At 66.6% G+C, this 26,883-nt stretch carries 25 protein-coding genes; 22 read left to right on the forward strand and 3 right to left on the reverse strand.

Going from position 1 to position 26,883, the window contains the following annotated elements; all coding sequences use genetic code 11:
- Positions 1 to 788: 788 nt before the first annotated feature.
- The 5 genes from ASE28_RS15060 to ASE28_RS15080 all read left to right on the forward strand — a co-directional run bounded on the left by ASE28_RS15060 (position 789) and on the right by ASE28_RS15080 (position 7,799).
- A complete protein-coding gene (locus ASE28_RS15060; protein ID WP_057267331.1) occupies positions 789 to 5,015 on the forward strand; it encodes a DUF4347 domain-containing protein in 4,227 nt (1,408 codons plus the stop codon).
- A 129-nt stretch (positions 5,016 to 5,144) separates the two neighbouring features.
- The gene (locus tag ASE28_RS15065; protein ID WP_057267332.1) at positions 5,145 to 5,549 is read left to right on the forward strand and encodes a DUF4345 domain-containing protein; all 405 of its coding nucleotides are present in this window, start codon (positions 5,145 to 5,147) and stop codon (positions 5,547 to 5,549) included.
- Positions 5,550 to 5,578: 29 nt separating this feature from the next.
- Positions 5,579 to 6,334: a hypothetical protein gene (locus ASE28_RS15070; protein WP_057267333.1), complete on the forward strand. Its 756-nt coding sequence runs from the start codon at positions 5,579 to 5,581 to the stop codon at positions 6,332 to 6,334.
- A 9-nt stretch (positions 6,335 to 6,343) separates the two neighbouring features.
- Positions 6,344 to 6,607 carry a hypothetical protein gene (locus ASE28_RS15075; RefSeq protein ID WP_057267334.1) on the forward strand — a complete coding sequence of 88 codons (264 nt, stop codon included), beginning with the start codon at positions 6,344 to 6,346 and terminating at the stop codon, positions 6,605 to 6,607.
- Positions 6,608 to 6,800: 193 nt separating this feature from the next.
- A complete protein-coding gene (locus ASE28_RS15080) occupies positions 6,801 to 7,799 on the forward strand; it encodes a J domain-containing protein (RefSeq protein WP_162262255.1) in 999 nt (332 codons plus the stop codon).
- Between the two features lie 51 nt (positions 7,800 to 7,850).
- On the opposite strand, the gene ASE28_RS15085 is transcribed toward ASE28_RS15080, so the two are convergent.
- The gene (locus ASE28_RS15085; protein ID WP_057267359.1) at positions 7,851 to 8,594 is read right to left on the reverse strand and encodes a TerC family protein; all 744 of its coding nucleotides are present in this window, start codon (positions 8,592 to 8,594) and stop codon (positions 7,851 to 7,853) included.
- A 228-nt stretch (positions 8,595 to 8,822) separates the two neighbouring features.
- On the opposite strand from ASE28_RS15085, the gene ASE28_RS15090 reads away from it, so the two are divergent.
- The 10 genes from ASE28_RS15090 (at position 8,823) to ASE28_RS15140 (ending at position 18,794) form a co-directional block, all read left to right on the forward strand.
- Complete coding sequence (locus ASE28_RS15090) at positions 8,823 to 9,224, forward strand: hypothetical protein (protein WP_057267336.1); 402 nt, start codon at positions 8,823 to 8,825, stop codon at positions 9,222 to 9,224.
- Between the two features lie 38 nt (positions 9,225 to 9,262).
- A complete protein-coding gene (locus tag ASE28_RS15095; protein ID WP_235516135.1) occupies positions 9,263 to 9,799 on the forward strand; it encodes a GNAT family N-acetyltransferase in 537 nt (178 codons plus the stop codon).
- 105 nt (positions 9,800 to 9,904) lie between these two features.
- Complete coding sequence (locus tag ASE28_RS15100) at positions 9,905 to 10,204, forward strand: hypothetical protein (RefSeq protein ID WP_157421988.1); 300 nt, start codon at positions 9,905 to 9,907, stop codon at positions 10,202 to 10,204.
- A gap of 490 nt (positions 10,205 to 10,694) precedes the next feature.
- Positions 10,695 to 12,740, forward strand: a complete 2,046-nt coding sequence (gene fusA / locus ASE28_RS15105) for an elongation factor G (RefSeq protein ID WP_057267338.1) — start codon at positions 10,695 to 10,697, stop codon at positions 12,738 to 12,740.
- 206 nt (positions 12,741 to 12,946) lie between these two features.
- Entirely contained in the window at positions 12,947 to 13,570 is a 624-nt protein-coding gene (locus tag ASE28_RS15110; protein ID WP_057267339.1) for a hypothetical protein, read from the forward strand.
- 144 nt (positions 13,571 to 13,714) lie between these two features.
- A complete protein-coding gene (locus ASE28_RS15115) occupies positions 13,715 to 14,029 on the forward strand; it encodes a type II toxin-antitoxin system Phd/YefM family antitoxin (protein WP_057267340.1) in 315 nt (104 codons plus the stop codon).
- Positions 14,026 to 14,448, forward strand: a complete 423-nt coding sequence (locus tag ASE28_RS15120; RefSeq protein WP_057267341.1) for a type II toxin-antitoxin system VapC family toxin — start codon at positions 14,026 to 14,028, stop codon at positions 14,446 to 14,448. The genes ASE28_RS15115 and ASE28_RS15120 overlap by 4 nt, the downstream gene beginning before the upstream one ends.
- Positions 14,449 to 14,699: 251 nt before the next feature.
- On the forward strand, positions 14,700 to 16,064 hold the full coding sequence (locus tag ASE28_RS15125) for an MATE family efflux transporter (protein WP_057267342.1): 1,365 nt from the start codon (positions 14,700 to 14,702) through the stop codon (positions 16,062 to 16,064).
- An 82-nt stretch (positions 16,065 to 16,146) separates the two neighbouring features.
- The gene (locus ASE28_RS15130; protein WP_057267343.1) at positions 16,147 to 16,524 is read left to right on the forward strand and encodes a hypothetical protein; all 378 of its coding nucleotides are present in this window, start codon (positions 16,147 to 16,149) and stop codon (positions 16,522 to 16,524) included.
- Positions 16,525 to 17,207: 683 nt separating this feature from the next.
- On the forward strand, positions 17,208 to 18,794 hold the full coding sequence (locus ASE28_RS15140; protein ID WP_057267345.1) for an NYN domain-containing protein: 1,587 nt from the start codon (positions 17,208 to 17,210) through the stop codon (positions 18,792 to 18,794).
- A 129-nt stretch (positions 18,795 to 18,923) separates the two neighbouring features.
- Here ASE28_RS15140 and ASE28_RS15145 read toward each other — a convergent pair whose 3' ends face one another.
- Positions 18,924 to 19,280, reverse strand: coding sequence for a hypothetical protein (locus ASE28_RS15145; protein ID WP_157421989.1), 357 nt, complete (start codon positions 19,278 to 19,280; stop codon positions 18,924 to 18,926).
- 164 nt (positions 19,281 to 19,444) lie between these two features.
- On the opposite strand from ASE28_RS15145, the gene ASE28_RS15150 reads away from it, so the two are divergent.
- From ASE28_RS15150 to ASE28_RS32045, 3 genes are all read left to right on the forward strand, one after another.
- The gene (locus ASE28_RS15150; protein ID WP_057267346.1) at positions 19,445 to 20,119 is read left to right on the forward strand and encodes a hypothetical protein; all 675 of its coding nucleotides are present in this window, start codon (positions 19,445 to 19,447) and stop codon (positions 20,117 to 20,119) included.
- Positions 20,120 to 20,236: 117 nt separating this feature from the next.
- Entirely contained in the window at positions 20,237 to 23,041 is a 2,805-nt protein-coding gene (locus ASE28_RS15155; RefSeq protein ID WP_057267347.1) for a PAS domain-containing protein, read from the forward strand.
- A gap of 57 nt (positions 23,042 to 23,098) precedes the next feature.
- Positions 23,099 to 23,467: a hypothetical protein gene (locus tag ASE28_RS32045; RefSeq protein ID WP_157412304.1), complete on the forward strand. Its 369-nt coding sequence runs from the start codon at positions 23,099 to 23,101 to the stop codon at positions 23,465 to 23,467.
- A 70-nt stretch (positions 23,468 to 23,537) separates the two neighbouring features.
- Here the strand turns inward: ASE28_RS32045 and ASE28_RS15160 are convergent, their stop codons facing one another.
- On the reverse strand, positions 23,538 to 23,804 hold the full coding sequence (locus ASE28_RS15160) for a hypothetical protein (RefSeq protein WP_057199771.1): 267 nt from the start codon (positions 23,802 to 23,804) through the stop codon (positions 23,538 to 23,540).
- Positions 23,805 to 24,291: 487 nt separating this feature from the next.
- Here ASE28_RS15160 and ASE28_RS15165 point away from each other — a divergent pair, with 487 nt between their 5' ends.
- The 4 genes from ASE28_RS15165 to ASE28_RS15175 all read left to right on the forward strand — a co-directional run bounded on the left by ASE28_RS15165 (position 24,292) and on the right by ASE28_RS15175 (position 26,734).
- On the forward strand, positions 24,292 to 24,513 hold the full coding sequence (locus ASE28_RS15165; RefSeq protein ID WP_057199770.1) for a hypothetical protein: 222 nt from the start codon (positions 24,292 to 24,294) through the stop codon (positions 24,511 to 24,513).
- 160 nt (positions 24,514 to 24,673) lie between these two features.
- On the forward strand, positions 24,674 to 25,558 hold the full coding sequence (locus ASE28_RS15170) for a hypothetical protein (RefSeq protein ID WP_157421990.1): 885 nt from the start codon (positions 24,674 to 24,676) through the stop codon (positions 25,556 to 25,558).
- Between the two features lie 476 nt (positions 25,559 to 26,034).
- On the forward strand, positions 26,035 to 26,187 hold the full coding sequence (locus ASE28_RS32050; RefSeq protein WP_157412301.1) for a hypothetical protein: 153 nt from the start codon (positions 26,035 to 26,037) through the stop codon (positions 26,185 to 26,187).
- Between the two features lie 85 nt (positions 26,188 to 26,272).
- Positions 26,273 to 26,734: a hypothetical protein gene (locus tag ASE28_RS15175; RefSeq protein ID WP_157421991.1), complete on the forward strand. Its 462-nt coding sequence runs from the start codon at positions 26,273 to 26,275 to the stop codon at positions 26,732 to 26,734.
- Positions 26,735 to 26,883: the final 149 nt, after the last annotated feature.

The following is a 26,883-nucleotide window of genomic DNA, read 5'->3' on the forward strand; positions in this document are numbered from 1 at the left end:
CCCGACCTTGGGCCTGGCGCGGTATGTGGATGGCGGTGCTGGCATCGACACCGTGGTCATCCCGGCCACCCTGGGCCAAACCTATGTGCAGTCCCAGAACAATGGCAGCTTCACCTTGCAGCGCCTGACCGATGGGGCGATGCTGGATGTGACGCGGGTGGAGCGGGTCACGTTCAATGACACCAGGCTGGCCTTGGACCTGAACGGCCATGCGGGTGAAGCGGCCAAGCTGCTGGGTGCCCTGGGCGGGCCGGCTTTGCTGACCAACAAGGGCGTGGTGGGCGAGGTGATCCGGCTGCTGGATGCCGGGGCCAGCAGCCAGACCANTGCGGGACTGGGGCTGCAGTTGCTGGGAGCGAGCACGCCCACGCAGATTGCGCAGACGCTGTGGACCAATGTGGTGGGCCGGGCGGGCACCGACAGCGAACTCAAGCTGCTGACCGACATCATGGCGGGTGGGGTGTCGGCCAGTGAGCTGACGGTGATGGCGGCGAATCTGGAGCTGAACGCGGTGCGGATTGATCTGGTGGGGCTGGCGGCCAAGGGGATCGAGTTCGCCTGATGGCGACGGGGACGCCAAAGCGCCCCAAACAATAAACACATCGCCCTGCCGCTTGCTTTCTGGTAGAAAGAATGGTCGCGGCCGATCACATCCTGGGCTTCTCCAGCCCATGCCGCTGTGCCGCACGCCCCCAAGCCGGACGCCCGCGCAGGTATCCGGTCCCCCATGGAGCTCTGATGCCGCAGGCATGCGGTCTCCTGGCCGCCAGAACGAGGATGCAATCAGCATGGCCTACCCTATCGACCTCACCCATCCCACAAGCGCTCACGGCCCCGTGCAGGTGGTCTTCATCTTCAACGACCTGCACGATGGGGCTGCGCTGGCGACAGCGGCCCCGCAGGGCGCCGAGGTCGTGGTGCTCGACGGCATGTGCGACGGCCTGGCGCAGATGGCCGCGCACCTGCAGGGGCGCAGTGGCATCGGCGCCCTGCATGTGCTCAGCCACGGCAGCCATGGCCGGCTGCACTGGGGCACCACGGTGCTGGATGCCGCCAGCGCCGCCGGGCATGCCGACCTGCTGCGCGCCATGGGCAGCGCGCTTGCCGACGATGGCGACGTGCTGCTCTACGGCTGCCACTCCGGCGCGGGCCGGCAAGGGGCCGCATTGCTGCGCACGCTGTCCGACCTGTTCGGGGCCAACGTGGCGGCGTCCACCACGCTCACCGGATCGCCGCAGCTGGGCGGCGACTGGGTGCTCGGGCGGCAGCACGGCACCGTGCACACCCCCACGCTGGTGGGCCCCGCCTCCTATGCCGCAGTGCTGGCCGTACCGGCCGACGAAAATTACGACTCCAATGGCGTCACCAACTTCTCCACAGCCAGCTTCACGCTGGATGGGATCAAGTACACGATCACGGGCACCGGCAGCTACACCAACCGGGTTTCCAACGACAGCAGCCTGTCGGGGCTTGGCAACGACGCAGGCGACTACTTTCTGCGCTTCGACCGGACCAACGTCTCGGGCATTTCCAGCATCAAGGTCGAGGCTGCCGACGGCAGCGCCTTCCGGCTCAATGGCCTGAGTTTCGGTGCAGCGGCAGATGGCAACATCACCGTCACCCCCGACGTTGGATCGGCCCTGACCTACGCCAGCAGCGGCGCGACCATCCTGCAGCAGAACATCAATACCTCGGCCAACACCAGCTTCCAGAACATCACCGGTTTCACCTTCGCGGGAACGAACCTCTCCCTGGCCCTTGATGACCTGGATTTCGAGGCAGCAGTCGTATCGCTCGCCGCCATCACCGGCGCCACCTACAACGCATCGACCGGGATTCTGTCCGTCACAGGCACCAACCTCGCCAGCGGCGGCAATGTCGATGTCGGCAAGCTCGCCCTCGCCGGCCAGGGCGGCGCCAGCTACACGCTGACCAGCAGCAACGTCAACGCCAGCAGCGCCACCGCCTTTTCGGTCACCCTCAACGCGGTGGACATGCTCAACGTCAACGGCCTGCTCAACAGCAACGGCGTCGCGGCGGTGGACGCCAGCGTCTTCAACCTGGCGGCAGCGGCGGGCTGGCAGTCGGCGGCCGCCGCCGATGCCACCGGCAACGCCGTCGCCGTCTCCGGCGTGGCCGCCCCCACCATCACCAGCGCCACCTACAACACCAGCTCCCATGTCCTCACCGTCACGGGCACCAACCTGGTCAAGGCCGACGGGGCCACCAACGACGTCACGGTCAACAAGCTGACACTCACCGGCGAAGGCGGCGCCACCCGCATGCTGACCACCTCGGCCAACGTCGAGGTCACGTCGGCCACCAGCTTTGCCGTAACCCTCTCGGGCGCCGACATCGCCGCGGTGGAGGCGCTGCTCAACAAGGTCGGAAGCAGCTCCACGGGCGGCACCGTCTACAACCTGGCCGCAGCCGATGACTGGAACAGCGTGGTCACAGGCGGCAACATCGCCGACCTCACGGGCAATGCCATCACGGTATCCATCCCGGGGCCGGCGCCCACCATCACCAGCGCCACCTACAACGCCACCAGCGGCGCCCTGGTGGTCACCGGCACCGGCTTCACCGCCCTGGCGGGGGCCGCCAACGACATCGTCGCCAACAAGTTCACCTTCACCGGCGAGGGCGACGCAGAGTACACGCTGACCACCACCGCCAACGTGGAGATCACCAGCGCCACCGCCTTCACCCTGACGCTCAGCACGGCCGACCGTGCGGCCTTGAACCTGCTGGTCAACAAGAACGGCACCGGCTCCACCAGTGGCACCACCTACAACCTGGGCGCCGGCGAGGACTGGGCCGCCGGGGCGGATGCCGCATCGGTGGTGGCCGACCTCACGGGCAATGCCATCACCGTGAGCAACGTCGCCGTACCCACCGTCACCAGCGCCACCTACGACGTGGGCACCGGGGTGCTGGTGGTCACGGGCACCAACCTGCTGGGCAAGGCCGGCACCGCCAACGACATCGTGGCCAACAAGCTCACCTTCACCGGCAAGGGCGGCGGCACCTATGTGCTGACCGACACCCCCAACGTGGACACCACCAGCGCCACCACCTTCAGCCTCACGCTGAGCGCCTCCGACAAGGCCTTCGTGAACCAGTTGCTGGACAAGACCGGCACCAGCGCCACCGACAAGACCACCTACAACATCGCCTTTGCCGAAGACTGGAACGCCGGTGCCGATGCGACCGTGGTGATCGCCGACCTCACCGGCAATGCGATCACGGTCGGGGGCACGCCGCCTGCATCGAACACCGTGGATGGAACGCCTGTCATCGTCACCACGGCGCCTGACGGCACCACCACCACCACGGTGCCCGTGGTCGCCAGCAACCGGCCCGAAACGGCCGGCTCGGGCAGCCCGCTGGCCGACATCCCCATCGTCAAGGCCGCCGACGGCCACCCCCTGGTGTCCGTCAGCATCCCCGTGGGCATGGGCCTCACGGCCGTGGGGCAGTCCGTCGGCACCACGGGCTCGGCCGCACAGGCCGAGCTCTTGAAGCGCATCGATTCTGCGGCGGGCAGCAACTCCGATCTGGCCCCCCAGGCGCAGGACTTCCTGGCCACCCTGGGCGCCAGCGAATCGCTGGTGGTGCAGACCATCAAGCCCACCACCGGCGCTGGCTTCAACCCCAATGTGCCGCTGGTGATCAACGGCGGCGCCGCGGCCGGTGACGGCAAGCAGGCCATCATCGTCGACGCACGCGCCCTGCCCGCAGGCACGGTCATCCAGGTGGACAACGTGGAGTTCGTGGCCATCGTCGGTGCCGTGCGCACCATCGGCGGTGCCGGCCCGAACATGGCCGTCGGCGACAGTGCCGCCCAGTGGATCGTGCTCGGCCCGGGCAACGACACCCTCCACGGCGGCGCCGGCAATGACACCGTGGGCAGCGAGGCCGGGGACGACCAGGTCTACGGCGATGCGGGCGACGACATCGTCTTCGGCGGTGCAGGCAACGACCTGCTCTCGGGTGGCACGGGCAGCGACAAACTCAATGGCGGCACGGGCTTCGATGTGGCCGTGCAGGAAGGCTCGCGCGCAGATTACACGGTGGTGCTCGAAGCCAATGGCATCAAGCTGACCCATACCGCCTCGGGCGTCTCCGACTGGCTGGTGGATGTGGAGCAGGTGCGCTTTGCGGCGGGCCCAAGCCTCACCGTAGCCCACAGCGCCGCCGAGGAGGCTGCCGCCTACCTGTTCCAGAAGTGGCTGGGGCGCGATCTCACGCAAGGCGAGGGTGCCGTCATCCAGCCCTTCACCAGCACGTCGGCGCTGGAGGTGGCCACCTTGTTTGCCCAGTTCTTCCCGCAGCAAAGCGCGGGCAAGACGCCAGCGCAGTTGCTCGACGGCATGAACGCCGCAGGCGCAGTGCGCGTGGATGCCATCCGCGAGGTCACCGTCACGGGCAATGCGGGCAACAACACCATCAGCCCCACATTGGGCCTGGCCCGGTATGTGGATGGCGGTGCAGGCACCGACACGGTGGTGATCCCTGCCACGCTGGGCCAGACCCATGTGCAGGCCAATGGCAATGGCAACTACACGCTGCAGCGCCTGACCGATGGGGCGATGCTCGATGTGACGCGGGTTGAACGCGTCACGTTCAGCGACACCAAGCTGGCGCTGGACCTCGCCGGCAACGCCGGCCAGGCAGCCAAGCTGCTCGGTGCCCTGGGCGGCCCAGCACTGCTGACCAACAAGGGCGTGGTGGGCGAGGTGATCCGCCTGCTGGACGCTGGCGCCACCAGCCAGACCATCGCAGGCATCGGCCTGCAGGCCTTGGGCGTGCAAACGCCCAACCAGGTCGCGCAGCTCTTGTGGACCAACGTGATGGGCCGCGCGGGCACGCAGGCCGAGCTCAAGCTGATCACGGACCTGATGGCCAGCGGGGTTTCGTTCAATGAGGTAGTGGTGATGGCGGCCAACCTGGATGCCACGGCCGTGCGCATCGACCTGGTGGGCCTCACGAACAAGGGGCTTGAATTCGCCTGAGGGCGAAGGGACCTGACTCTCGGATTCAGTGGACCAATGCATGCCAAACATGCTTTGCCAAACTGGTCGCCCCGGCGTTAGCATGCAGCAACCCTGGCATGCGCCTCGGCCCACCCACCGGGAACCGCCATGCCATCCAGCCCACCGCAATCCCCCATCACCGGCCGCCAGCGCGTGGTGCAGGTCTGCCTCTTCCTCGTCGCCGCCATCTCCATCTTCGGCGGCACGCTGCAGATGTTCCTCGGCCAGCCCGACACCACACCCCGGCTGGACAACGTGCACCGCTTCATGGCGGGCGTGTACCTGTCGATGGGCTTCATCTCGGCATGGACCGCCGTCACCATCCGCCAGCAGGGCACGCTGGTCTACCTGATCGCTCTGGGCGTGGCGATGGCCGCCGTGGGGCGCCTGGTCTCGATGAGCCAGGTGGGCCTGCCCGAGCCGGCTGCTGCCTGGATCGGCTACCTGGTGCCCGAGCTGGTCGTGCCCATCATCCTGGCCCTGGCACACCGAAGCCCCAGGCCGTCGGCCTGAAGAGCCGGCCGCCCGCGCACCTGCTGTCCGTGCAATTGGGCAAGGCCTTTTTCGACCTGCAGCTTCGCTTCGCACACCGCGTGGCGACAGTGGCGGGCATGCCCTTGGCCCAGGCCCTTCTCGACTACACCAACCTGTATGTGCGCTGGGGCCTGGGGCGTGAATTCGATGCCACGCACCCGGTATGGCAGGCCTACCTCTGCGGCCTGGCCTCGTCCTGCACAGCCAACCAGGATTGGACCTGGCATTTCTACCAAGGCCGCCGGGCGCACGACATTCCCGCTCCTGCGGCCGCCAGCGTGGGCTGCTTTGCGTACGTCCTGGCGGGCCCCGGCCATATCCGGCTGCACTTCCACAACTCCGACGAATCGGGGCAGTCACCACTGGCGGCCTCCCGCCGCGAGCACCGCGCGCAAGAACTCGCCGCCCTCTTCGACCTGGTCCAGCGCAACGAGCCGCCAGGGGTTCGCGTGCTGGGCACCTCCTGGCTCTACCAGATCGAGGCCTATCGCCGCCTCTTCCCCGCAGGCTACCTGGCCACGGCCATGCCCGTGCAGCGCTTTCGCAATATGCCGCTGTGGGGCCAGTTCCTGGACCGGCATGGCGCGCTCAAGCCCGAGATCGCCGAACCCTTCGTGCAACGTGTAGAGCGTGCCGCCGACCTGCAGGGCCTCACCGCCTGCTTCGCCCTGCAACCGCTCGCGCTGGATGCGCGGGTGGAGGTGTTCTGGAGCGGGCATGGCATCGCGGCTGGCACACTGCAGGGCCCTTCCAACGCTGCCTAAAATCAACCCATGGTGTTCTTCGCCCATACCCGCCAGGGATATGAAAACTACCTCTCTCTCGGCCTGACCGCCACAGCACCGCTGTGGGTGACCGCGAACGTGCTTGCCGAGGACGAGTTGCACGGCCCCGAACTCACTGTGGCCAACGTCAGCATCTTCAGCTACACCATCGACCCCGGCGACACAGATGCCATGGCGGGTGCCGTGCTCACCATCGCAGAGCACCACCCCGGCCACACCATCTGGGCCGAAGGCATGGCTGTCTTCGACTGACACCGGGGCCGAGGGCACGGAACCTATGCACGCAGGCTCATATGCCGCCGCCTGCACTCCCGTGACGCGGATCACTTTCGCGCGCATTTGCAAGACGCATCCTCTGGATTACAGACAGCGGCCGATGTAACATGTAGTTTCATATCACCACCCCGGTACGGTCGGCAAATTCTTCACCCCAATGGCTACCCGCGTGACTACGCTGCACACCCATTACGACAACCTGAAGGTGGCGCGCGATGCGTCGCCGGCAGCAATTGACGCTGCCTACCAGGCCATGGTGCGCAGGTTTGGCCCCGGGCACAACGCGGGCGACTCCCAGGCCGCGCGCAAAATGGCCATCATCGACACCTCGTACGCCGTGCTGTCCAACCCCCACCAGCGCGCGCTGCACGACCTGTGGGTGGACCAGAACGACGAGGTGGATACAGCGCCCCCTTCCATCCAGCCCCTGTGGATGCACAGCGAGGCGCCGCACTACAGCCACGCCACGGCGCATGGGCTGCAGTCGGGCAGCAGCAACCGCATCCAGAGTGGCAGCAACCGGCATCGCCGCAACCGGGCGCGCGCGCCCGCCACCAGCGCCCTGGCGCAGCACCTGCAGCGCAACTGGAGCCTGTACGCCCTGGGTGCCGTGGTGGCCTGCCTGGCCCTGGTCACCCTGGTACCCCGGCCCTTTCTGGGCTATGACAACGACATGGGCACCGCCGCCTCCGGGCCGCTGCGCGGGTTCGCGGTGCCCGTTTTTTTTGCGCCCCGGTACCAGCGCCCTGCCACCGACCCCAATGGCCAGCCCTGGCCCGCCAGTGCCGGCTACCTCGCCAGCTACCCGCAGCTGAACACCGACGGCGCGGCACGCCTGACCGTGGACAACAGCCACAACGACTGCGACATGTTCGTCAAACTGGTGTCGCTGGACGGCATGCAGCCCCAGACCGTGCGCCACCTGTACGTACCCGCCTTCCGCCGTTTCGCCATGGAGCAGCTCACCGCCGGCCGTTATGAGGTGCGTTACCGCAACCTGGCCACCGGCGCCCTGGCCCGCTCAAGTGCCGTGGCCGTGCAGGAAGCCGGCGCACCAACGGATCAGCAGGGCAACGCGAGCAGCGACACCGGCCCCACCGTGGCGCTGCACAAGCAGCCCCAGGGCAACCCCCGTGCGCTGCAGCTGGCAGAGGCGGATTTCTTCTGAGGGGCGGGGCAAACAGGCGCTGCGGTGGCGCGCATGCCACCGCATGCATCCTCATCGGGACGAGTTGCGCTGCCTGGCCCGGCGCGAAAACATATTGAGCAGCTCCACCAGCGCCGAGAACGCCATGGCCGCGTAGATATAGCCCTTGGGGATGGCAGCGCCAAAGCCCTCTGCGATCAGCGTGGTGCCGATCAGCAGCAGAAAGCCCAGCGCCAGCATCACGATGGTCGGGTTGGCCTGGATGAAGTTGGCCAGCGGCGTTGCGGCAAACAGCATCACCCCGACGGTGACGAGGATCGCCACCACCATGATGGGAATGTGCTCCGTCATGCCCACGGCGGTGATGATGCTGTCGATGGAGAACACCAGGTCCAGCAGCAGGATCTGCCCGATGGCGGCCGGCACCGTCAGCCCCACGCTCTGGGGCGTGAAGACATCGGGCCCGGGGTCCGGGTCCACGCTGTGGTGGATCTCCTTGGTCGCCTTCCACACCAGGAAGAGCCCGCCCGCGATAAGGATCATGTCGCGCCAGGAGAAGCCTTTGCCGAAGACGGTGAACACCGTTGCGGTCAACCCGACGATGAACGCGATGGTCCCCAGCAAGGCCAGCCGCATCACCAATGCCGCACCGATCCCGATGTTGCGCGCCCGGGCACGGTCCTTCTCCGGCAGCTTGTTGGTGAGGATCGAAATGAAGATCAGGTTGTCTATACCCAGCACCACCTCCATCGCTATCAGCGTGAGCAAGGCCACCCAGGCAGCGGGATCGGAAACGAGCGTTTGCAGGTAATTCATGGCGAGTTCGGCATTGGGCGGGGTCTCTCCATCATCCATGAACTCCGATGAAAACGCACCATGCTTGGCGAGAGCGTTTACGCCGTGGCTTTCGTCCTTTTAGGCTGGCCCGGCCGACCAGGCGCTTCGGGCCATGGGCCCGTCCGACCTTCTTCGTCAGCGATGGCCTACGTGGCACAGGCGCCAGCACAGCGACAGTGCACTGTCTCTCATCCAAGGAGGTTCACCATGAAGACCAACGTCATTGCAGCAGTCATTGCATCGGGCCTCCTGGCCTGCTCCGGCGCCCACGCCCTCACCGCCGACCAGCACAAGGCCGCCAAGGCAAAGATCGAAGCCGACTACAAATACCAGAAGGTCCAGTGCGACACCCTCAAGGCCAACGCCAAGGATGTCTGCGAAGAAGAAGCCGAGGCGAAGGAGAAGATCGCCAAGGCCGAGCTGGAGCAGCAGTACAAGCCCAGCCCCGCCCACGCACGCAAGGTGGCCGAAGCCAAGGCCGAAGGCGCGCACGATGTCGCCAAGGAAAAGTGCGACGACCAGACAGGTGATGCCAAGAACGCCTGCGAGAAGCAGGCCAAGGCCGACTACGACAAGGCCAAGGCGGACATCAAGGCCACCAAGTTCTGAGCCTGAGGGAAGGCATGCGGCGGGGTCACAATCCCTAGGTGACCCCCCCCCGCAAACCACCAGCCACTGCCGCCCGCGTGCACCTGCTGCCCGTGCAGGCCATGCACCAACCCGCATTCCTCGCCGCGGTGCGCGCCAGCCGGGCACTGCACCGCCCGTGGACATCACCGCCCGCCGCACCCGAGCAGTTCACTGCCTACGTGGCACGCATGCAGACGCCCGGCAACTGCGGCCTGCTGGTCGTGCGGCAAGGCGCCGCTTCGCTGGAGCTGGCGGGCGTGGTCAACATCACCAACATAGTAATGGGACCGTTCTGCAGCGGCTACCTCGGCTACTACGCCTTTGCGGGTTACGAGCGCCAGGGCCTGATGCGCGAAGGGCTCACCCTGGCCGTGCGCCATGCCTTTCGCACGCTCAAGCTGCACCGACTAGAGGCCAACATCCAGCCTGGCAACGCCGCCTCGCTGGCACTGGTGCAATCCTGCGGGTTCTCACGGGAGGGCTACTCGCCAAAGTACCTCAAGATCGGCGGACGCTGGCGCGACCACGAGCGCTGGGCCATTGTGAGCAGGTAGGCTGGCACCCAAGGCCCCTGTCCGCCTGCGGTCAATGGGGTGAAGGATTACGATGGCCGCCCCTGCCGACCGTGCGCTTAGCTTGCGCCGCCAATGGAGCAACCCATGTTCAGTACCCTCGCCGATATCGTCATCGGTTTCTTCGAGTTCGTGGTGGATGTCCTGCTGTTCCGGGGCCAGCGCCGCGCGCAGGGCCACCGGGAGCGCAGCGCCGTGGAGGACACAATCGAAGTCGCGCGCTTCGATTTCGTCACGCTGTTTTTCATCGCGCTGGTCAGCGCCGGCCTGATGTTCGTCCTGGCGTTCGCATTTGGCGTTCCGGCGGGCTGGAGCATGGGGATAGGCCTGGCCGTCGGCACGATCTGGGGGGTCTGGCGGTACCACCGGTTGGTGCGCGAGCCATGATAGGCACTCGCCACTGGCCGCTCCCCGGGACCCAGCGGTCTGCCGGGTCTTACGCTATCGGCGCGATAGGCAAGGCCGCTTGCAAGCTTTCTGCACCGCGCGGATAATCCAACCATTATGAAAATCCTCACCAACGTGATCAAGGCATCGTTCGCCACCTAGTTGCGCCCCTCGATCGCGTGTCGGAGGGCTGTGCGCCTTCCGGACCCCCAAACCCCGGCAGGCTTCGTCCCTCCCGGGGTTTTTTGTTTTCAGACTACTCACTCACTTCTCAACCCATGCGTACCTACGACAAGTTGATCGCCACGATTCCCGACCGCCGGAGCATGAGCCCCGTGCGCCCGGGCTCCGGCGACAGCACCAGCAATTCTCATCGACGCTAGCCCCCAGGCGAATCCTTTTTTGTGATGCCTGGGCTGGCGCAATGCCAACCAGGCGGCAACTGCTCGCAGAGCCGAGTGCAGCCGCAAGAAAGACCGAAAGATTCGCCATGACCAAGAATTCACGCACCCCCAACAGCAACGCGCAACTGCGCAACCTCGGTGTCATCGCCCACGTCGACGCGGGCAAGACCACGACCACCGAACGCATCCTGTTCTACACCGGCGAAAGCCACCGCATCGGCGAAGTGCACAACGGCACGGCGCACATGGACTTCGACCCGCAGGAGCAAAAGCGCGGCATCACCATCAACAGCGCGGCCGTCACCGTGCACTGGAAGGGCACGCAGCTCAACCTGATCGACACACCCGGCCACATCGACTTCAACATCGAGGTGAACCGTTCGCTGCGCGTGCTCGACGGCGCGGTCGTCGTGTTCGACGGCGTGGCCGGCGTGGAGCCGCAGACCGAGACCAACTGGCGCCTGGCCGACAAGTACCGCGTGCCGCGCATCGCCTTCATCAACAAGCTCGACCGCGTGGGTGCCGACTTCCACCGCGTGGTGGCCATGATGCAAGAGCGTCTGGGTGTGCGCGTGGTGCCGCTGCAGATCCCCATCGGTGCGGAAGGCGACTTCCGTGGCGTGGTGGACTTGCTGAGCCTGCGCGCCCGCATCTGGGACAAGGACGACGCCAGTGCGCCCTACCGCGAAGCCGACGTGCCCGCCGACCTGCTCGAGCAAGCCGTGCGCGCCCGCGCCCACTTGGTCGAGGCCGCCGTGGAGCAGGACGAAGCCGCGCTGCAGGCCTACGTGAACGGCGAAGAGATCGCTGTGGACGTGCTGCGTGCCGCCATCCGCAAGGGCGTGCTGGCAGGCGCCTTCGTGCCCGCGCTCGCCGGCTCGGCCTTCAAGAACCGCGGCGTGGAGCCTTTGCTCGACGCCGTGGTGGACTACCTGCCCTCGCCCGACGACATCGTCCGCGAAGGCGGCAAACCGGCAACGGCGGCCGACCCCTTCGCGGCCCTGGCGTTCAAGATCGTCACCGACGACCATGGCGCCAAGGTGTTCGTGCGCGTCTACAGCGGCCGGCTGGGCCGGGGCGATGTGGTGCTCAACACCAGCACGGGCAAGACCGAGCGCGTGTCGCGCCTGTACGAAGTGCATGCCGACAAGCACATCGAGCGCGACGAACTGGTGGCGGGCGACATCGCCGCCATCGTGGGCCTCAAGGACACGCTGACGGGGCACACCCTGAGCGACCCGGCACACCCCGTGGTGCTGGAGCAGATCAGCGTGCCCGAGCCGGTGATCCACATGGCCATCGAGCCCAAGGCGAGCGCGGACCAGCAAGGCCTGTCCAAGGCCCTGCAGTCCCTGCTGCGCGAAGACCCGAGCCTCAGGCTGCAGCACGATGCCGAATCCGGCCAGACCATTCTGTCCGGCATGGGCGAGCTGCAGCTCGAAGTCTCGATCGAAAAGCTGCGCGCACGCCACGGCGTCAACGTGTCGGTCGGCCGCCCCCAGGTGGCCTACCGCGAAACCATTTCGAAGAGTGTGGAGGTACACCATGTGCACAAGAAGCAAACCGGCGGCCCCGGCCAGTTCGCCGAGGTGAGGCTGCTGCTGGCGCCCCTGCCCCGGGGCGAAGGCATCCAGTTCGAGAACCGCATCGTCGGCGGCGCAGTGCCGCGCGAGTTCATCCCCGCCGTGGAGGCCGGTATCCGCCGCGCCGCCCTCACGGGCGTGATCGCCGGCTTCCCCGCCGTGGACTTCGTGGCCATGCTGGTGGATGGCAGCTTTCATGAGCGCGACTCGTCCACGCTGGCCTTCGAGCTGGCGGCCATGGCCGCCTTCCGCGAAGGCTTCGCCAAGGCCGGGCCCCAGGTGCTCGAACCCGTGATGTCCGTAGAGGTCATCACCCCGGCCGACTACCTGGGCGACGCCATCGGCGACCTGAACCGCCGCCGCGGCGTGGTGCGCGGCCAGGGCCAACGCGGCAACGCCGCCACGGTCGAGGCCGAGGTACCGCTGAAAGAGATGTTCGGCTACATCGGTAGTTTGCGTGCGCTGTCTTCGGGGCGTGCGCAGTACTCGATGCAGTTGGACCACTATGGGGTGGTGCCTGCGGGGGAGATGGCTGCGCTGGTGCAGTGAAGTGAAGTGAACTGAGCCGGGCTTGATTGCCTGGCAGCGCAAAGACGGGAGGGGCGTGGACGGGAGTCTGCGCCCCTTTTCTTTCTTGCGAAGAGCATGCATGGCCGCATTCCGCCAGAAGATCACATGGTCCTCACAGACTTCATGCTCAGCTCACACAGCGCCTCAACACTTGCGCGCAATTCTGAAACTCGTGAAGGTTGGCAATGGGTATCGTCATCATGGCTGTTGGCTTCGGCTTGTTCTGTCTGGCGCTTTTGGGAGTGGCGGTCTTCTTCACGGCAAAGGGGATCGCATACGCCCTCGGGTCAGTGGCCTACCTGCTGTTTCAACGCCGACCTCCGGCTGCAGCACTGCGTCTTGGGTCAGCCGCTTGCGCCCTCTGCCTGTTGATTCTGCTGCCCATGCGAGGGTGCGACTATCTGCAGGTGCAGATGTACCGCAAGGCGATCCCACCGCAGTTCGAACTGCTTGACACCCTCTACCACGATGAGATCTCTGGTTTTCGCGAGGGCTGCGGTGTGGCCATCTTCCGTCTTTCCGACGAGAGCATTGCGAGGATTCACCGCGGAGGGTTGACCTACCTGGAATCGGCTCGCCTGGGTCGGGTCGGCACGCCCTACTACCAGTACCAGCCGTGGACAGCCACCCCGGCTGCAAAGCAAGAGGACCTCTTTCGCGGTGCCCACTGCGTGAAAAATGCGCCCGCTTTGCTGCAGCAGGCACAGCGACTCGTTGACAAGGAAGGCGCCTTCTTCACCACCGGCCCCGAGCACGATCTGGTGCTCGTTCCTTCTCTGGGATTGATCATCTTCTCGCACAACGGCTGAGTTGCAGGCCCATGAAGGCGACGCGACCCCAGAGGAGCTGTCGAAACTGAAAAGCCAAAAAGAGTGCGTGACTGCTGCTGCGTTGGAGCGGCGCGGGGCCGATTTTCCTTGCCGTGCAACGGGGCGGATGATATTTTGGTCAGAATGACCAGATTCAACGAGCCCGATGGCCCACCTTCCGCCAGGCGCCCGGCCCCGCCTCCGGGGCACTGGCTGCTTCAGGATGCGAAAGCACGCTTCAGCGAGCTGGTGCGACGCGTGCGCAGCGAGGGTCCCCAGCATGTGACCATCCATGGACGGGATGAAGTCGTCGTCATTGCGGTGGAGGACTTTCGGCGCCTGCAGGGCGCGCGGACCGGCCAGGCATTGGTCGATGCCCTCCAGGCCTCGCCCCACCAGAACATCGAGCTTGCGCTGGCACCACCCGTGGCCGCACCCGTTCGGGACGTGGAGCTGTGAAGGGCTTCCTGCTCAACACGAACATCCTGTCCGAGTTGCGGCGTCCCCGCCCGGAACCCCGGGTGGTCGCCTTCGTCAGCGCCCAAGCGCTCGAAAGCCTTTTCGTCAGCGCCGTGACCTTCGCCGAAATCCGTTTCAGCATCGAGCGGATCGACGACCTTTACAAGCGTTCGGTCCTGACGGATTGGCTGAACCTCGAACTGCGTCCGATGTTCGAGAACCGGTTGCTGCCGGTCAGCGAGGATGCCATGCTTCGATGGAGACTCCTGGTCGAGGAGGGCCGCAAGGCGGGCCACACATTTCCTCAGCCGGACCCCATCATTGCAGCCACCGCCTTGCACCATGGCCTGTCCGTAGTGACCCGGGCGGGCGGGTATGACAAGACTGGCGTTTCGCTGGGCAATCCTTGGGTGAATTGAAGGTGAATTCGCAATAGCAAAGTACCCTATCTGATGGTGCAAAACGAGCGCAGAACCACCAGCTCACGCCGGCACTGCCTTCGTGCCATCAATTCCAGTGATTGATTGCACTCGCAGCATTTCTACAAACTGCGCTCCCGCCAACAGCAGCGCAATCGTCTCATTGTGGCCGCCATTGCGCTGGCTTCCGTGTTGCGTTTCCGCGCCACCGCTTGTCGCGGCGCTGGCAGCGCCCCTACCATGGCACTCCCATGCCAACAGACACCGGCGCCACCCCGACGCCCACCCTCCCCCGCCGCTTCCTGCGCTTCCTCGGCCCCCTGCTCGCCACCAACCTGCTCCAGGCGCTCGGCGGCACGGTGATCGTCATCTGCCTGGGGCAATTGCTGGGCGCACGCGCCCTGGCCGCTGCGGTCAGCTTCTTTCCGCTGTTCATGTGCTGCATCGCGTTCGTGATCGGGCTGGGCGCGGGCTCGTCGGTGCTGGTGGGCCAGGCCTGGGGCGCGCGCGACCCGGACAAGGTGCGGCGCGTCGCTGGCGCCGTGCTGGTCGGCGGCTTGGCCCTGGGCTGCGTGGTGGCGGTGCTGGGCGCTGCGGTCATTGGCGAGCTGCTGCGCCTGCTGGGCACGGCCGACTATGTGCTGCCGGAGGCCACGGCGTATGCGCGCATCCTGTTCCTGGCGATGCCGGTGCTGTTCGTGCACCAATTGGCCGCTGCCCTGCTGCGCGGCCTGGGCGACACGACCACGCCGCTGCGCGTGCTGGTGCTGGCCTCGGGCCTGTGGATGCTGCTCACGCCGGCCTTCATCCTGGGCTGGCTGGGGCTGCCCCGGCTGGGCACGGCCAGTGCCGGCTGGGCCAGTTTGATCGGCAACGGCGTGGCGGTGGCCTGGTTGGCTTGGCACCTGCATCGCAAGGACCACCTGCTGGCCCCCAGACACCTGCGGCCGCACCTGCGCTGGGATGTGCCCTTGCTGCGCACCGTGGCGCGGCTGGGCGTGCCCACCGGGCTGTTCTTCATCACCAGCTCGCTGGCCGACGTGATGCTGCTGCGCCTGGTCAACAGCTACGGGTGGCAGGCCACGGCGGCGTGGGGCACGGTGAACCAGGTGATGGCCTATGTGCAGATGCCCGCCATGTCGATTGCGATAGCGGCCTCGGTGTTTGCGGCGCAGGCGATTGGTGCCAACAACCCCGACGAGGTGCGCCGCGTCACGCGGGTGGGGCTGTGGATGAACCTGGGCCTGACTGGCGGCTTGGCCTGCATCGTGGCGGCGGCCTCTCCGCTGGCAACCCGCCTGTTCACCAGCGACCCGGCCGTGGTGGGCCTGGCCGCCACGGTGCTGCGCATCACCGTATGGGGCAGCCTCGCCTTCGGCATGGCCAGCGTGTTCACCGGCGTCATGCGGTCGGCGGGCACGGTGCGCGTGCCCACCACGATCTCGCTGTCGTGCCTGGCCTTTTTGCTGGTGCCGCTGGCCTATGCCCTGCAGCAGGTGCTGGGCCTGCAGGGCATATGGGCCAGCTACCCGCTGACCTACCTGTGTGCGCTGGTGCTGCAAGCGACGTACTTCTACGCTGTGTGGCGCAAGCGGCCGATCACGCGGCTGGTGTAGCGGGGCTGGCGGATCTGCTTGACCTCAAGTGCGGTTGATGTTTTAAAAACACGGGCAATGCAACTACCAAGGCCCCTGCACCATGGACATCCAACCCCTTGAAGCCCTGCTCCAGCGCGGGGTGGACAACGCCGTGCTGAGGTTCACGCTGGGATCGCACTACCTGAAGATGAACGACGCTGGCACAGCCGTCGCCCACCTTCAGCGGTGCCTGCAATGGTCTCCAGACTACTCCGCCGCGTGGAAGCTGCTGGGCAAGGCCCAAGCGCTCAACGCCAACCCTGCGGCCGCACAGGACGCCTGGACCCAGGGCATGGCCGTGGCCGAACGCAAGGGTGATCACCAGGCCCTCAAGGAGATGCAGGTCTTCCTGCGCCGCCTGCAACGCACAGACCAGCCCTCAGAGGCTGGGAGTTTTTTGACCGTGCCCGAAAGGCGTGCCACAACGCCCTGGATCTAGGCGCAAAGCGCAGCCATAGCTCGGGCTATGGTGAGCATTTGCAACGACGAGCCGGGGTGTTTTGGCGTGCAAGGCGGGCATGGACGAAAGACTCTCAGCCTCTTAGAGCGGCTAACAAAACTCAGCGAAGCGGTTCTGGCTAGGCGCTGCGTCGCAGGCAGTACNCCCTCCACATCCTGAATGTCACGTACAGGATGTATGCCAGGAACAGCACTATCCACGCCAGAAAGAACATGTTGCTCCAGTACTGGCCCGCCTGCTCTGCCAGGGTGTAGACCTGCCCTCGGCAGCCCTTTCCCACGCATTCGATCTCGCCCTTGGCCAGCGCACGCAGCAGGCCGAAGGACAGAAAGCCGGTGATGGCAGCGCACACCACGAAGCCCACCGGCCCCAGGGGCGGCTTGGTGACTTCGTCGTTCTCGTCGCGATAGCCTTTGGCAAGCTGCTTCTGCCCATAGCGGTACACGGCATACCCGAGAAGAAGCATCAGCGTGTAGTAAATGATGTCGATCATGTCATCAAGCCGTGGTGTCGATGAGGTGGATAAGCAGGCAGGCGGGCGGATAAGACGTTGACAACGATGGTATCCGAGCGCGGTTGGGGGGGCGCTTGAGCCCCTGCAGACACAGGGCCAAACCCGATCCGTGTGATGATGTCAACCGAACTAGAACGGACACACTTCCATGGCAACCCCCCCCGACAATATCAGCATGGCCCTGTTTTGCGACTTTGAAAACGTCGCCCTGGGCGTGCGCGACGCGCAGTACGACAAATTCGACATCAAGCCCATCCTGGAGCGCCTGCTGCTCAAGGGCTCCATCGTGGTCAAGAAGGCCTATTGCGACTGGGAGCGCTACAAGGGCTTCAAGGCCACCATGCACGAGGCCAATTTCGAGCTGATCGAGATCCCCCACGTTCGCCAGTCGGGCAAGAACTCGGCCGACATCCGCCTGGTGGTGGACGCGCTGGACCTGTGCTACACCAAGTCGCACGTCAACACCTTCGTCATCATCAGCGGCGATTCGGACTTCTCGCCCCTGGTCTCCAAGCTGCGCGAGAACAACAAGCAGGTCATCGGCGTGGGCGTCAAGCAGTCCACCTCGGACCTGTTGATCGCCAACTGCGACGAGTTCATCTTCTACGACGACCTGGTGCGCGAAAAGCAGCGCGCCCTGGCCCGGCGCCAGAGCCCCGGCTCGCCCCCAGCCCCGCGCCGCACGCCCGAGGAAGAGCGCAGCCGCAAGGAATCGCAGGACGTGCGCCGCGCCCAGGGCGTGGAGCTGGCGGTGGAGACCTTCGAGGCCCTGACCTCCGAGCGCGGCGACAGCGGCAAGATCTGGGCCTCGGTGCTCAAGGAAGCCATCAAGCGCCGCAAACCCGATTTCAGCGAAAGCTACTACGGCTTTCGCACCTTCGGCAACCTGCTCGAAGAGGCGCAGGCGCGCGGGCTGCTGGAGTTTGGCCGCGACGAACGGTCCGGCGCGTACGTGTTCCGTGGCCTGGGCACTGCAGGTGGCGATGCACCCGAGTCTGCCGGCCGCAGCGATGCAGCACCCGCCGAACGCCAGGGCAACAACAACGCTGGCAACCAGCGCCATGACTTCCACGCCGTGGCGGCGCTGCCAGATGCCTCCGGCGGCGGCAACGGCGAAGGCGGGGGCGGGCGCGGCGGCCGCTCACGCGGGCGCCGTGGAGAAGGCTCCGCGCGATCCGGCGCGACGCAGCAGCATGCCGATGCGCGGCAAGACCTGCAGCAGCCACAGCATGCAGACGCCCGCACAGACCACCAGGGCGCCGACGAGCGCGACGACGCGCCAGCCGAGCGCCCGGCCCGCACCAGCTACTTCACCCAGCCAGCGCCCGCCCCCGTGCCGGCGCCAGAGCCTGCTGAAACACAACCGCCCTACCGCGACGAGCCGGCAGACGATGCCGAGGCCGCCGACGAGCGTGCTGAGGCAGCAGCCGCTGCGATGGTAGACGCGCTGGACGACGCCGCGGACAGCGTTGGCGCGGCAGCTTCGGCCACCGCGCGCGCGCCCCGCAGCCGCCGTGCGGCCACGGCACCTGCACCGCGCAAGGGCGCAAGCAGCAGCGGCGGGCGCAAGCCAGCCGCAGCGCAGGCCGACGCACCTGCGGCCGAGCCCGCACCACCGGCAAGGGGCAAAAAGACGACTACTGCCGCCCCTGCAGCCGCACCCGCCAAGGCTGCAGCGGCACCCCGTGCACGCAAGCCACGCGGTGAAGGCAAGTCGGCCAAAGCGGCGGAATAGTCCCCTTTGCGCACCCTTGCGGCCGAGCGACTACCGCCGCTGGCCGCAAGGGCCTCCCTCGGACAACGCGGAGTAAGTCTTCGCGATGGGGCGTGCCCTGGTTCGGGATGGAGTGGGGTGGAAAAATGCCTACGCAGCGCAGCCTTCGCTCGTGAGAGTGCCTTGCAACTCGGCCTTGTGCCGCGCTCGCAGCTCCACTTCAAACTGAATGATCTTGGCCGGGGGCGTGCTGCGGCACGTCACCATCAACACCCTCCTGGGGTTGACGCGCACCACCTCGTCCACTGCAGGCGTTGCAAGCGCTGACTTGACGCTGCCGACCTGGTATGCATCGGGCCGGATGTGCACCTCCAACGGCCGGGTCATGGCCGAGCACCCGGCCAGTGCGAACAAAGCGAGCAAGCCCGAAAAACCAACAAATCCCATGCGCTTCTCCCATTCAGGTTGTACTTGTTCTGCGCCGACCAGCACCGAAGACGCTTTCACGTTATAGACACATCGAGCGCATGGCCTGTCACAAAAGGTACTGACAGGCTGAGACGCCGCACCCATGGCGGCACTTCAAGGCGGCGATGGGGCATGGCCGCCGTCGGCAAAGCCTGAAAGACCCGCAAGCCCACGTAGACTTCGGGGCAAACCGATCACGCCCCATGCCCACCGACACCCCCCACCGCCCCCACCTGCACCGCACCGGCCTGGCCTTGCTCATCGTGGGCGGCATCGACATCGCCGCCTGGCTCATCTGCCTGGTGCTCGACGTGCCCTATGTGTCGAGCTTCAACATCTTCTCCGTGGCGGGCGGCATCTTCCTGTTGCGCGGCAGCCTGCGCGCGGCGTCCATCGTGCGGCGCATGTCCATCTCCATGCTGGCGTTGCTGGCGGCGGTGGTGCTGGTGTCGCCGCTGCTGCAGCCGCCGGGCCTGACGCTGGCGATGATCAAGACGCATGCCGCGCTGGCCCTGCTCGGCGGCGTGCTGCTGGTGTTCACCGTGGCGCTGATGGCGTGGCTGGCGCGCGAGCTGGGCGCGCCGCCGGTGCTGGCGGCCACTGCGGCGGCCGGCCTCAAGGTGCGCAGCACGCGCTGGCCCATTGCCATGGGCGCGGGCATCGCCGTGCTGCTGGCCGGTGCCAGCATGGCCCTGCAGCACACCGATGCGGCGGCGCGTGCCATCGCCCAGGCCCGTGCCGCCCATGGCGATGGCTACCGCTACCACCTGAGCCTGATCCAGGCGAAGGAAACCCCTGCGGGGCGCGAGATCACGGGCACCGTGTCGGCGTGGAACGGCGATGGGGTCAAGACCGTGCCGTTCCGCTGGGTGCAATGAGGCAATGGCTGACAAACTTGTGCGCTGTGGTCCGGTTATCCTCGTAACCGCATGTCAGCCGACCCGATAAAACCCCTCCCCCATCGACCTTCTGCATTCCATGGTGGTGGTGGCCGAATGGGCGCCCGCATCCGCGCATTCGACTGGGCTGCCACGCCACTGGGGCCCATCGCGCAGTGGCCGGCTTCGCTGCGCATCGCTGTGGACATGATGCTCGGCTCCGACTTCGCCTCGTGCCTGTTCTGGGGGCCAGACCTGGTCGCGATCTACAACGACGGCTACCAGGCCATCCTGGGCGGTAAGGGCGAAGCGCTGGGCCAGCCCCTGCGCGTGACCTGGGCCGAGGCGTGGGAGGGGCTCCAACCCATTGCCGAGAAGGCCCTGGCGGGCGAGTCCACCTTCATCGAAGACTTCCCGCTTCGCATCGACCGCAGCGGAACGCTGGAGGATGCCTACTTCACCTTCTGCTACAGCCCCTGGTTCGACGAGCACGGCGCCATCGTCGCCATGCTCGACACGGTGGTCGAGACCACCGACAAGGTGCTCGCCGAACGCAAGGCGCGGTCTGAGCGCGCGCGCCAGCAGCGCCTGCTGCAGCAGATGCCCGGCTTCGTGGGCGTGCTCACCGGGCCTGAACATACCTTCGAGTACGTGAACGATGCGTACGTGAAGATATCGGGCCCGCGCGACTTCATCGGCCGCACCGTGCGCGATGTGTTCCCCGAGCTGGCAGGCCAGGGCTACTACGAAATGCTGGACCGGGTGTACGCCACCGGCGAGCCCATGCAAGCCTCGGCCATGCCCATCCAGCTGCAGGGCGAGGCCCACGAGCGCCATATCGACATCCTCTACGAAGCCATGCGCGACGACGCCGGCGCCATCCACGGCATCTTCGTCGGCGGCTACGACGTGACCGAGCGCGTGCAGGCCCAGGTCGCCGCGCAGGCCAGCGAGGCGCGGTTGCGCGCGCTCAACGCCGACCTGGAGCGCCAGGTGATCGAGCGCACCCTCTCTCGCGGCCGCGCCTGGGCCGTGAGCCCCGAGCTGCTGTGCGTGATCAACGCCAGCGGGTACTTCGAGGCCGCCAACCCCGCCTGGGAACGCACTCTGGGCTGGACGGAAGACGAGATGCAGCGCATGGGCTTTCGCGAGCTGGTGCACCCCGACGACCTGGCCGCCAGCGAGCGCGCCTGGGTGGATGCCAGCGAGCGCGGCCTGCCCGTGCTGCGCTTTGAAAACCGCTACCGCATGAAGGCCGGCGGCTGGCGCTGGCTGTCCTGGGTGGCGGTGCCTGAAGAGGGCCTGGTCTACTGCATCACCCGCGACGTGCAGGACGAAAAGGACCACGCCGCCGCACTGGCCGAGCGCACGGCCGAGCGCGACGTGCTGGCCACCATCGTGCAGACCACCGACGCCTTCATCCAGGTGCTGGACCGGGACTACCGCTTCCTGGCCATCAACCAGGCCAATGCGGACGAGTACGAGCGCGTGTACGGCGTGCGCCCCGCTCCCGGCGATAGCCTGACCGCGCTGCTGAACGGCACGGGGGCCGATGTGCAGGCCGCGCTGGCGCTGTGGCAGCGTGCCATGGCCGGCGAGTCCTTCACCATCCAGGGCCAGTTCGGCAACCCGGCGATTGCCCAGCGCCAGTATGAGCTCAAGTTCGAAGTGCTGCGCGCCGCCGACGGCACGCAGATCGGCGCGTTTGCCACCGGTGTGGACATCACCGACCGGCTGCGCCAGCAGGCCGCGTTCGACGAGGCGCAAGAGGCCCTGCGCCAGGCGCAGAAGATGGAGGCCGTGGGCCAGCTCACCGGCGGCATTGCGCACGACTTCAACAACCTGCTGGCCGCCATGAGCGGCAGCCTGCAGGTCATGAAGATCCAGATGGCCAAAGGCAAGCGCGAGGGGCTGGAGCGCTACATCGAGATGTGCGAGCGCTCGGTGCGCAGCGCCGCCAGCCTCACCCAGCGCCTCCTGGCCTTCTCGCGCCGCCAGACGCTGGACCCGCGCCCCGTGGACGTGAACCGCCTGGTGACCGGCATGCAGGACCTGATCGCCCGCACCGTGGGCCCCACAGTGGACCTGCAGGTGGCCGCCGCCGCCGACCTGTGGGCCACCCGCATCGACCCCTCGCAGCTGGAGAACGCGCTGCTCAACCTGTGCATCAACGCGCGCGACGCGATGATGCCCCAGGGCGGGCGCCTCGTCATCACCACCGCCAACCGGGTGCTGGACGAGCGCAGCGCCCGCGAGCACGAACTTGCCCCCGGCGAATACCTGGTGCTGAGCGTGGCCGACACCGGCTCAGGCATGCCACCGGGTCTCATCAAGCGCATCTTCGACCCCTTCTTCACCACCAAGCCCCTGGGCCAGGGCACGGGCCTGGGGCTGTCGATGGCGTATGGCTTCGTGCGCCAGTCGGGCGGGCAGGTGCGCGTGCAATCGGCCCCGGGCCAGGGCACCACCATGCACCTGTACCTGCCGCGCCACCAGGGCCATGCGCAGGAGGAAGACGCTGCTGCCCACCACGACCTGGCGCCAGGTGCAGGCGAGACGGTGCTGGTGATCGAGGACGAGCACACCATCCGCGAGCTGGTCAGCGAGGTACTGGCCGAGGCCGGCTACCGCGTGCTGCTGGCCGACAGCGGCCCCACCGGCCTGCACCTGCTGCAGGGCCCCGAACGCATCGACCTGCTGCTCACCGACGTGGGCCTGCCCGGCGGCCTCAACGGCCGCCAGGTGGCCGACGCCGGCCGCACCGTGCGCCGAGGGCTCAAGGTGCTGTTCATCACCGGCTACGCCGAGAACGCCGCCGTGGGCAACGGCCTCATGGACGAAGGCATGGCCATTCTCACCAAGCCCTTTGAGATACCGCACCTGGTGAACAAGGTGCGGCAGATGCTGGATGGGGCGAGGTAGATGGGCACGCCCCGCCTATTTGATTAAACAGACACCGAGGACCCCGATGATTTTCTGGTGTTCGACCCGCAGTGCGGCGGAGTTCAACCCAAGGCAGCCCTGTCGCCGCAGCCGCACCATAGAGCGCAAGAGACCATCTTCATCCTCAACTTCATCCTGAACCTGCAGGGCGCAGGCTTACCCTACATGCGCAGCGCCGCTGCATACGGCTACCAGCAGCAATTGAAGCAGTGGGCGGAATACGCCAGCCAGTTCCCAGAAGCTGATTTGGCGACCGCTTGTCGAGCAAGAGCTGCGGCAGGAAATTGCCACCACAGCCCACCTGTCTTTTTCCACCGCCATTCGCCACACACTGATGCGTGTGATCGCGTAAGAAAAACAAAAACAGCTGATCCCACAACAACCCAACAGGCGCAGACCCTATGAACGACAATTGCACTACCAGTGGGCGCTCTACAAGGTGCGGCAGATGTTGGGTGGGGGGAGGTTGGCGCACTCAGCCCCCCGCCACCTCTTCGCGCAGCACCCCATGCGTGTCGCACTGCTCGTCCAGGTCGCTGATGGCTTGGTCGGCCTGCTCGTCCGGGTAGATCAGGCGCACCACCAGAAACTCCTCGCCGCTGTCGTCCAGCACCTCGTGCCGGCGCGCGGCGCCCAAAGCCTGCCAGACGAGCACGACGCTCATCGCGTCCGTGGTCGCGCTGATCATGGTGCTGTGCGATTCGCGCCCGTCGCGCGTGAATCGGAAAACGGCTGACGACATTGGCATACAGGCAGGGGGTAGGGGCAGGCCCAGGTCTTCCTCTGAGCGATGCCCAGGTGGCACCATGGTAGCAACACTGGGCTGGCCGGGTGTCCAACAAAGCCTGCGCGAGAAGTAAGCCATTGTGTACTGCCCGCGCCCCCAAAAAAGGGCCCGCTCGGCGGCGGGCCCAACTCGCGATGGTCACGAGGGAGAGAGACGCCGCAAACCTCGCGGCGTAGCCATCGTAAAAGTGCCGCCCCACCCACCCATGTAGGACTGCAGGCCAACGCACAGGGGCCCTGTGCGCCGTGCGCTCGCTCACGCGGCTTACAAATCGGGGCCCCAGGGGGCCGCTGGATACCGCCCGTGCATCTGCTTACCGGGCATGGCGTTTTTCCGACCGGCGCATAGGACAAGACCTACAAAACCGCGCCACCGCGGCGCCCAAAAATGGAGTCACACACGGTCGTCGTGTGCATGTGTTTTCACCAACAGGAGAATGTGAATGCCCAACAACAACCCTCAAGGCAACAACCAGTACCAGGACGACAGCAACCCTCAGCGCAAGCCCTCGGGCGAGCGCCAGCAAGAGCAGAGCACCGGCAGCCCGGGGAACCGCCAGCAGGGCCAGCAGGACCGATCCAGCCCACAGACCGGCAACCAGGCCAGCCGCCAGCAGGGCGAGTCTTCGTCGTCGAACCAGCGGTCCTCCAAAAATCAGCACTGACCGGGTGGACGCAACCGCAAGGGTTGCAGCTCCCCGTAACGGCACCGGCTCTTTCGAGCCAGTGCGCTTGATCGATCAATTGCATTTGAAGAAAGAGGGGCGCGCGGCCAGGCCTGCGTACCGCACCCGCCGCCGCCCGCCCCACCCAAGGAGCAAGACAATGGGATACCGAGACAGTGACGACAGTGGCTTTTCGCGCCACGGAATGAACCACCGCGACAACGACCACCCCGACCTGGCCCGCGACGAAGACCTGCGCACCAGCCATTCCATCCCCGGGGACAGCCGCACAGGCCGCTACGAGCCCTTCGGCGGTCGCCGCGACGGCCAGGGCTACCAGGGCGGGCGCAGCTGGCAAGCCCACAGCGATGCCGGACGGGATTTTGGCCGCGAGCGCTACGACCAAGGCCAGGGCAGCGGTTACCGCAGCAACCGCGACAGCGGCTATGGCTACGGCGCGCGCAGCCCCGACATCGGTGGCTACGACCCGTACGAAGCAGAGCAACGCTTTCGCCAGCAGCAACAGTACGGTAGCGGCGGCAACTATGGTGGCGGCTACGGCCAGGATGACCGTGCACGCCTGAACCGCCCCGACGCCTGGGCCCGCGAAGGCTATGGCGGCCCTGAGCGTGACCAGGGCGACGGCTACTCCAGCCAGCGCGGCCGCAGCTACGGCTATGGTTACGACGGCCGGCCGGATGCCCGGCAGGAAGGCTACGGTGGCAACTACGACCGCCAGCAGCAGGGCAACCCCCTGTACCGCAGCAGCCAGCGCGAGCACCATGACCCCGACTACTCTGCCTGGCGCCAGGAGCAGTTGCGCCTGCTCGACGAGGACTACGACTCGTGGCGCAACGAGCGCTACCAGAAATTCTCTGACGAGTTCAACACCTGGCGCACCTCGCGCAGCCGCAACGAGGGGCTGCTCGGCTCCAACCAGTCGGGCCAGGTGGTGCAGAACCCGCCGGCCAAGAGCCAGCAAGGCAGCAGCACCACCAACCCGGGTACCACCGCAGGGGCAGCCCAGGGCAAGACCAAGGAGTGATGGGGCGCGGTAATGCAGGGCTGCGCCGTGCCAACCAAGGCGCGCCGCGCCCGGAAACCGCCGTCCAGCGCACAGCCAAGTGCCACGGGTGCCTGCGGCGTCGCCTTCATTGTCGACTGCGCCGTGGGCAGGCCCGCGTGCCTTGCGCAACCCACCATCCGGCGCCCGCGACATGGCAATGCCTTGCCAGCGGGCCGTTGGCTGGTGTGCAACAAGCTATCCGAAAAGCCCGGCCCCTCCCTGTCTTGCCGCCGTCCGGCGACACCACGCGGGCCCGTCCTACAGCACCCGACCCGCTCCAGCGCGACCATGGCCTGCGAGCCCCTCATACGGATTTGCCTTCAACCGTATAACTAGGCTGGAAGCCGCAGACAGTGCTGTAGCACGGCAAGGCGGACCAACGAAGTTATACGGTTGAAGGCAAATCCGTATCACCCGGCCAGCGCCGGACCCACGCACACGAAAGCCCCCCCACCATGCTGTTCCACTTCCCCTCGTTGCTGCAGCAATTGCTCGGGGCCACCCACCCCAGCCCCATGGGCCCGGTAGACCCCGTGCCCGATCCCCTGCCCGGCAACCCCTTGCCACCCGAGCCCGTGGGGCCGCACCCCACGCCAGCACCGATGTAGGTGCGCTGGCACAGGTGGTGGCAATTGTTTGATTGATCAAACGCGGGGTCTGTGGCTACGATGGCCCGATGACCCGGAGCACCCCATGCGATTAGTGCTTGCCTACCCCGAGGATGCAGACAGCACAGAGAAGGCTGCCATGGCAGAGCGCGCCGCGCTCGAAGTCTGCCTGACCGCTGGCGTGCACCCCTACATGGCCTGGCACGACTATTCCCTGGTCCACTCCGGGCTGAATCTGCCCTCCTCAGCCTTCGCCACGGCAGAGATCGCAGGCGCCTTTGTCTGGATCGAAGCCATCGCCGCCGCGCAGGAGTTTCTGAACCCGCCCCGCGGCGCCAAGGTCGAGATCGACGTGCTCTTCGAGCCCGGCGACGAAATGCCCCCTGTGCAGTTTGACCCCGGCCGCGCCGTGCTGCGCGACTATCTGTACCTGCAGATGTGCCTGGCGCCCCGGCCGGCGATCAACGCGCTGGCGGACCCGGATGACCCGCCGACCGGGCCCGCGCCGCTCAGTTCCTGGCCGGAGTTGAGTCTGGAGAACGGGTAGCAGCGGGGGCAGCGGGGTTGCGCCGCTGCTGGCTTGCGGTGCGTGGTGCTGCGGCTTGGTTCTGTGGTCGCTTCTGTTCTATTGCCGAGGGCGGGGGCCGGGGTGTGCGCCCGGCGGCGCAGTAACTTTCTCTTGCGTCGCCAAGAGAA

This window comes from Acidovorax sp. Root219, assembly GCF_001428665.1.
In the GTDB taxonomy this organism is placed as follows: Bacteria; Pseudomonadota; Gammaproteobacteria; order Burkholderiales; family Burkholderiaceae_C; genus Acidovorax.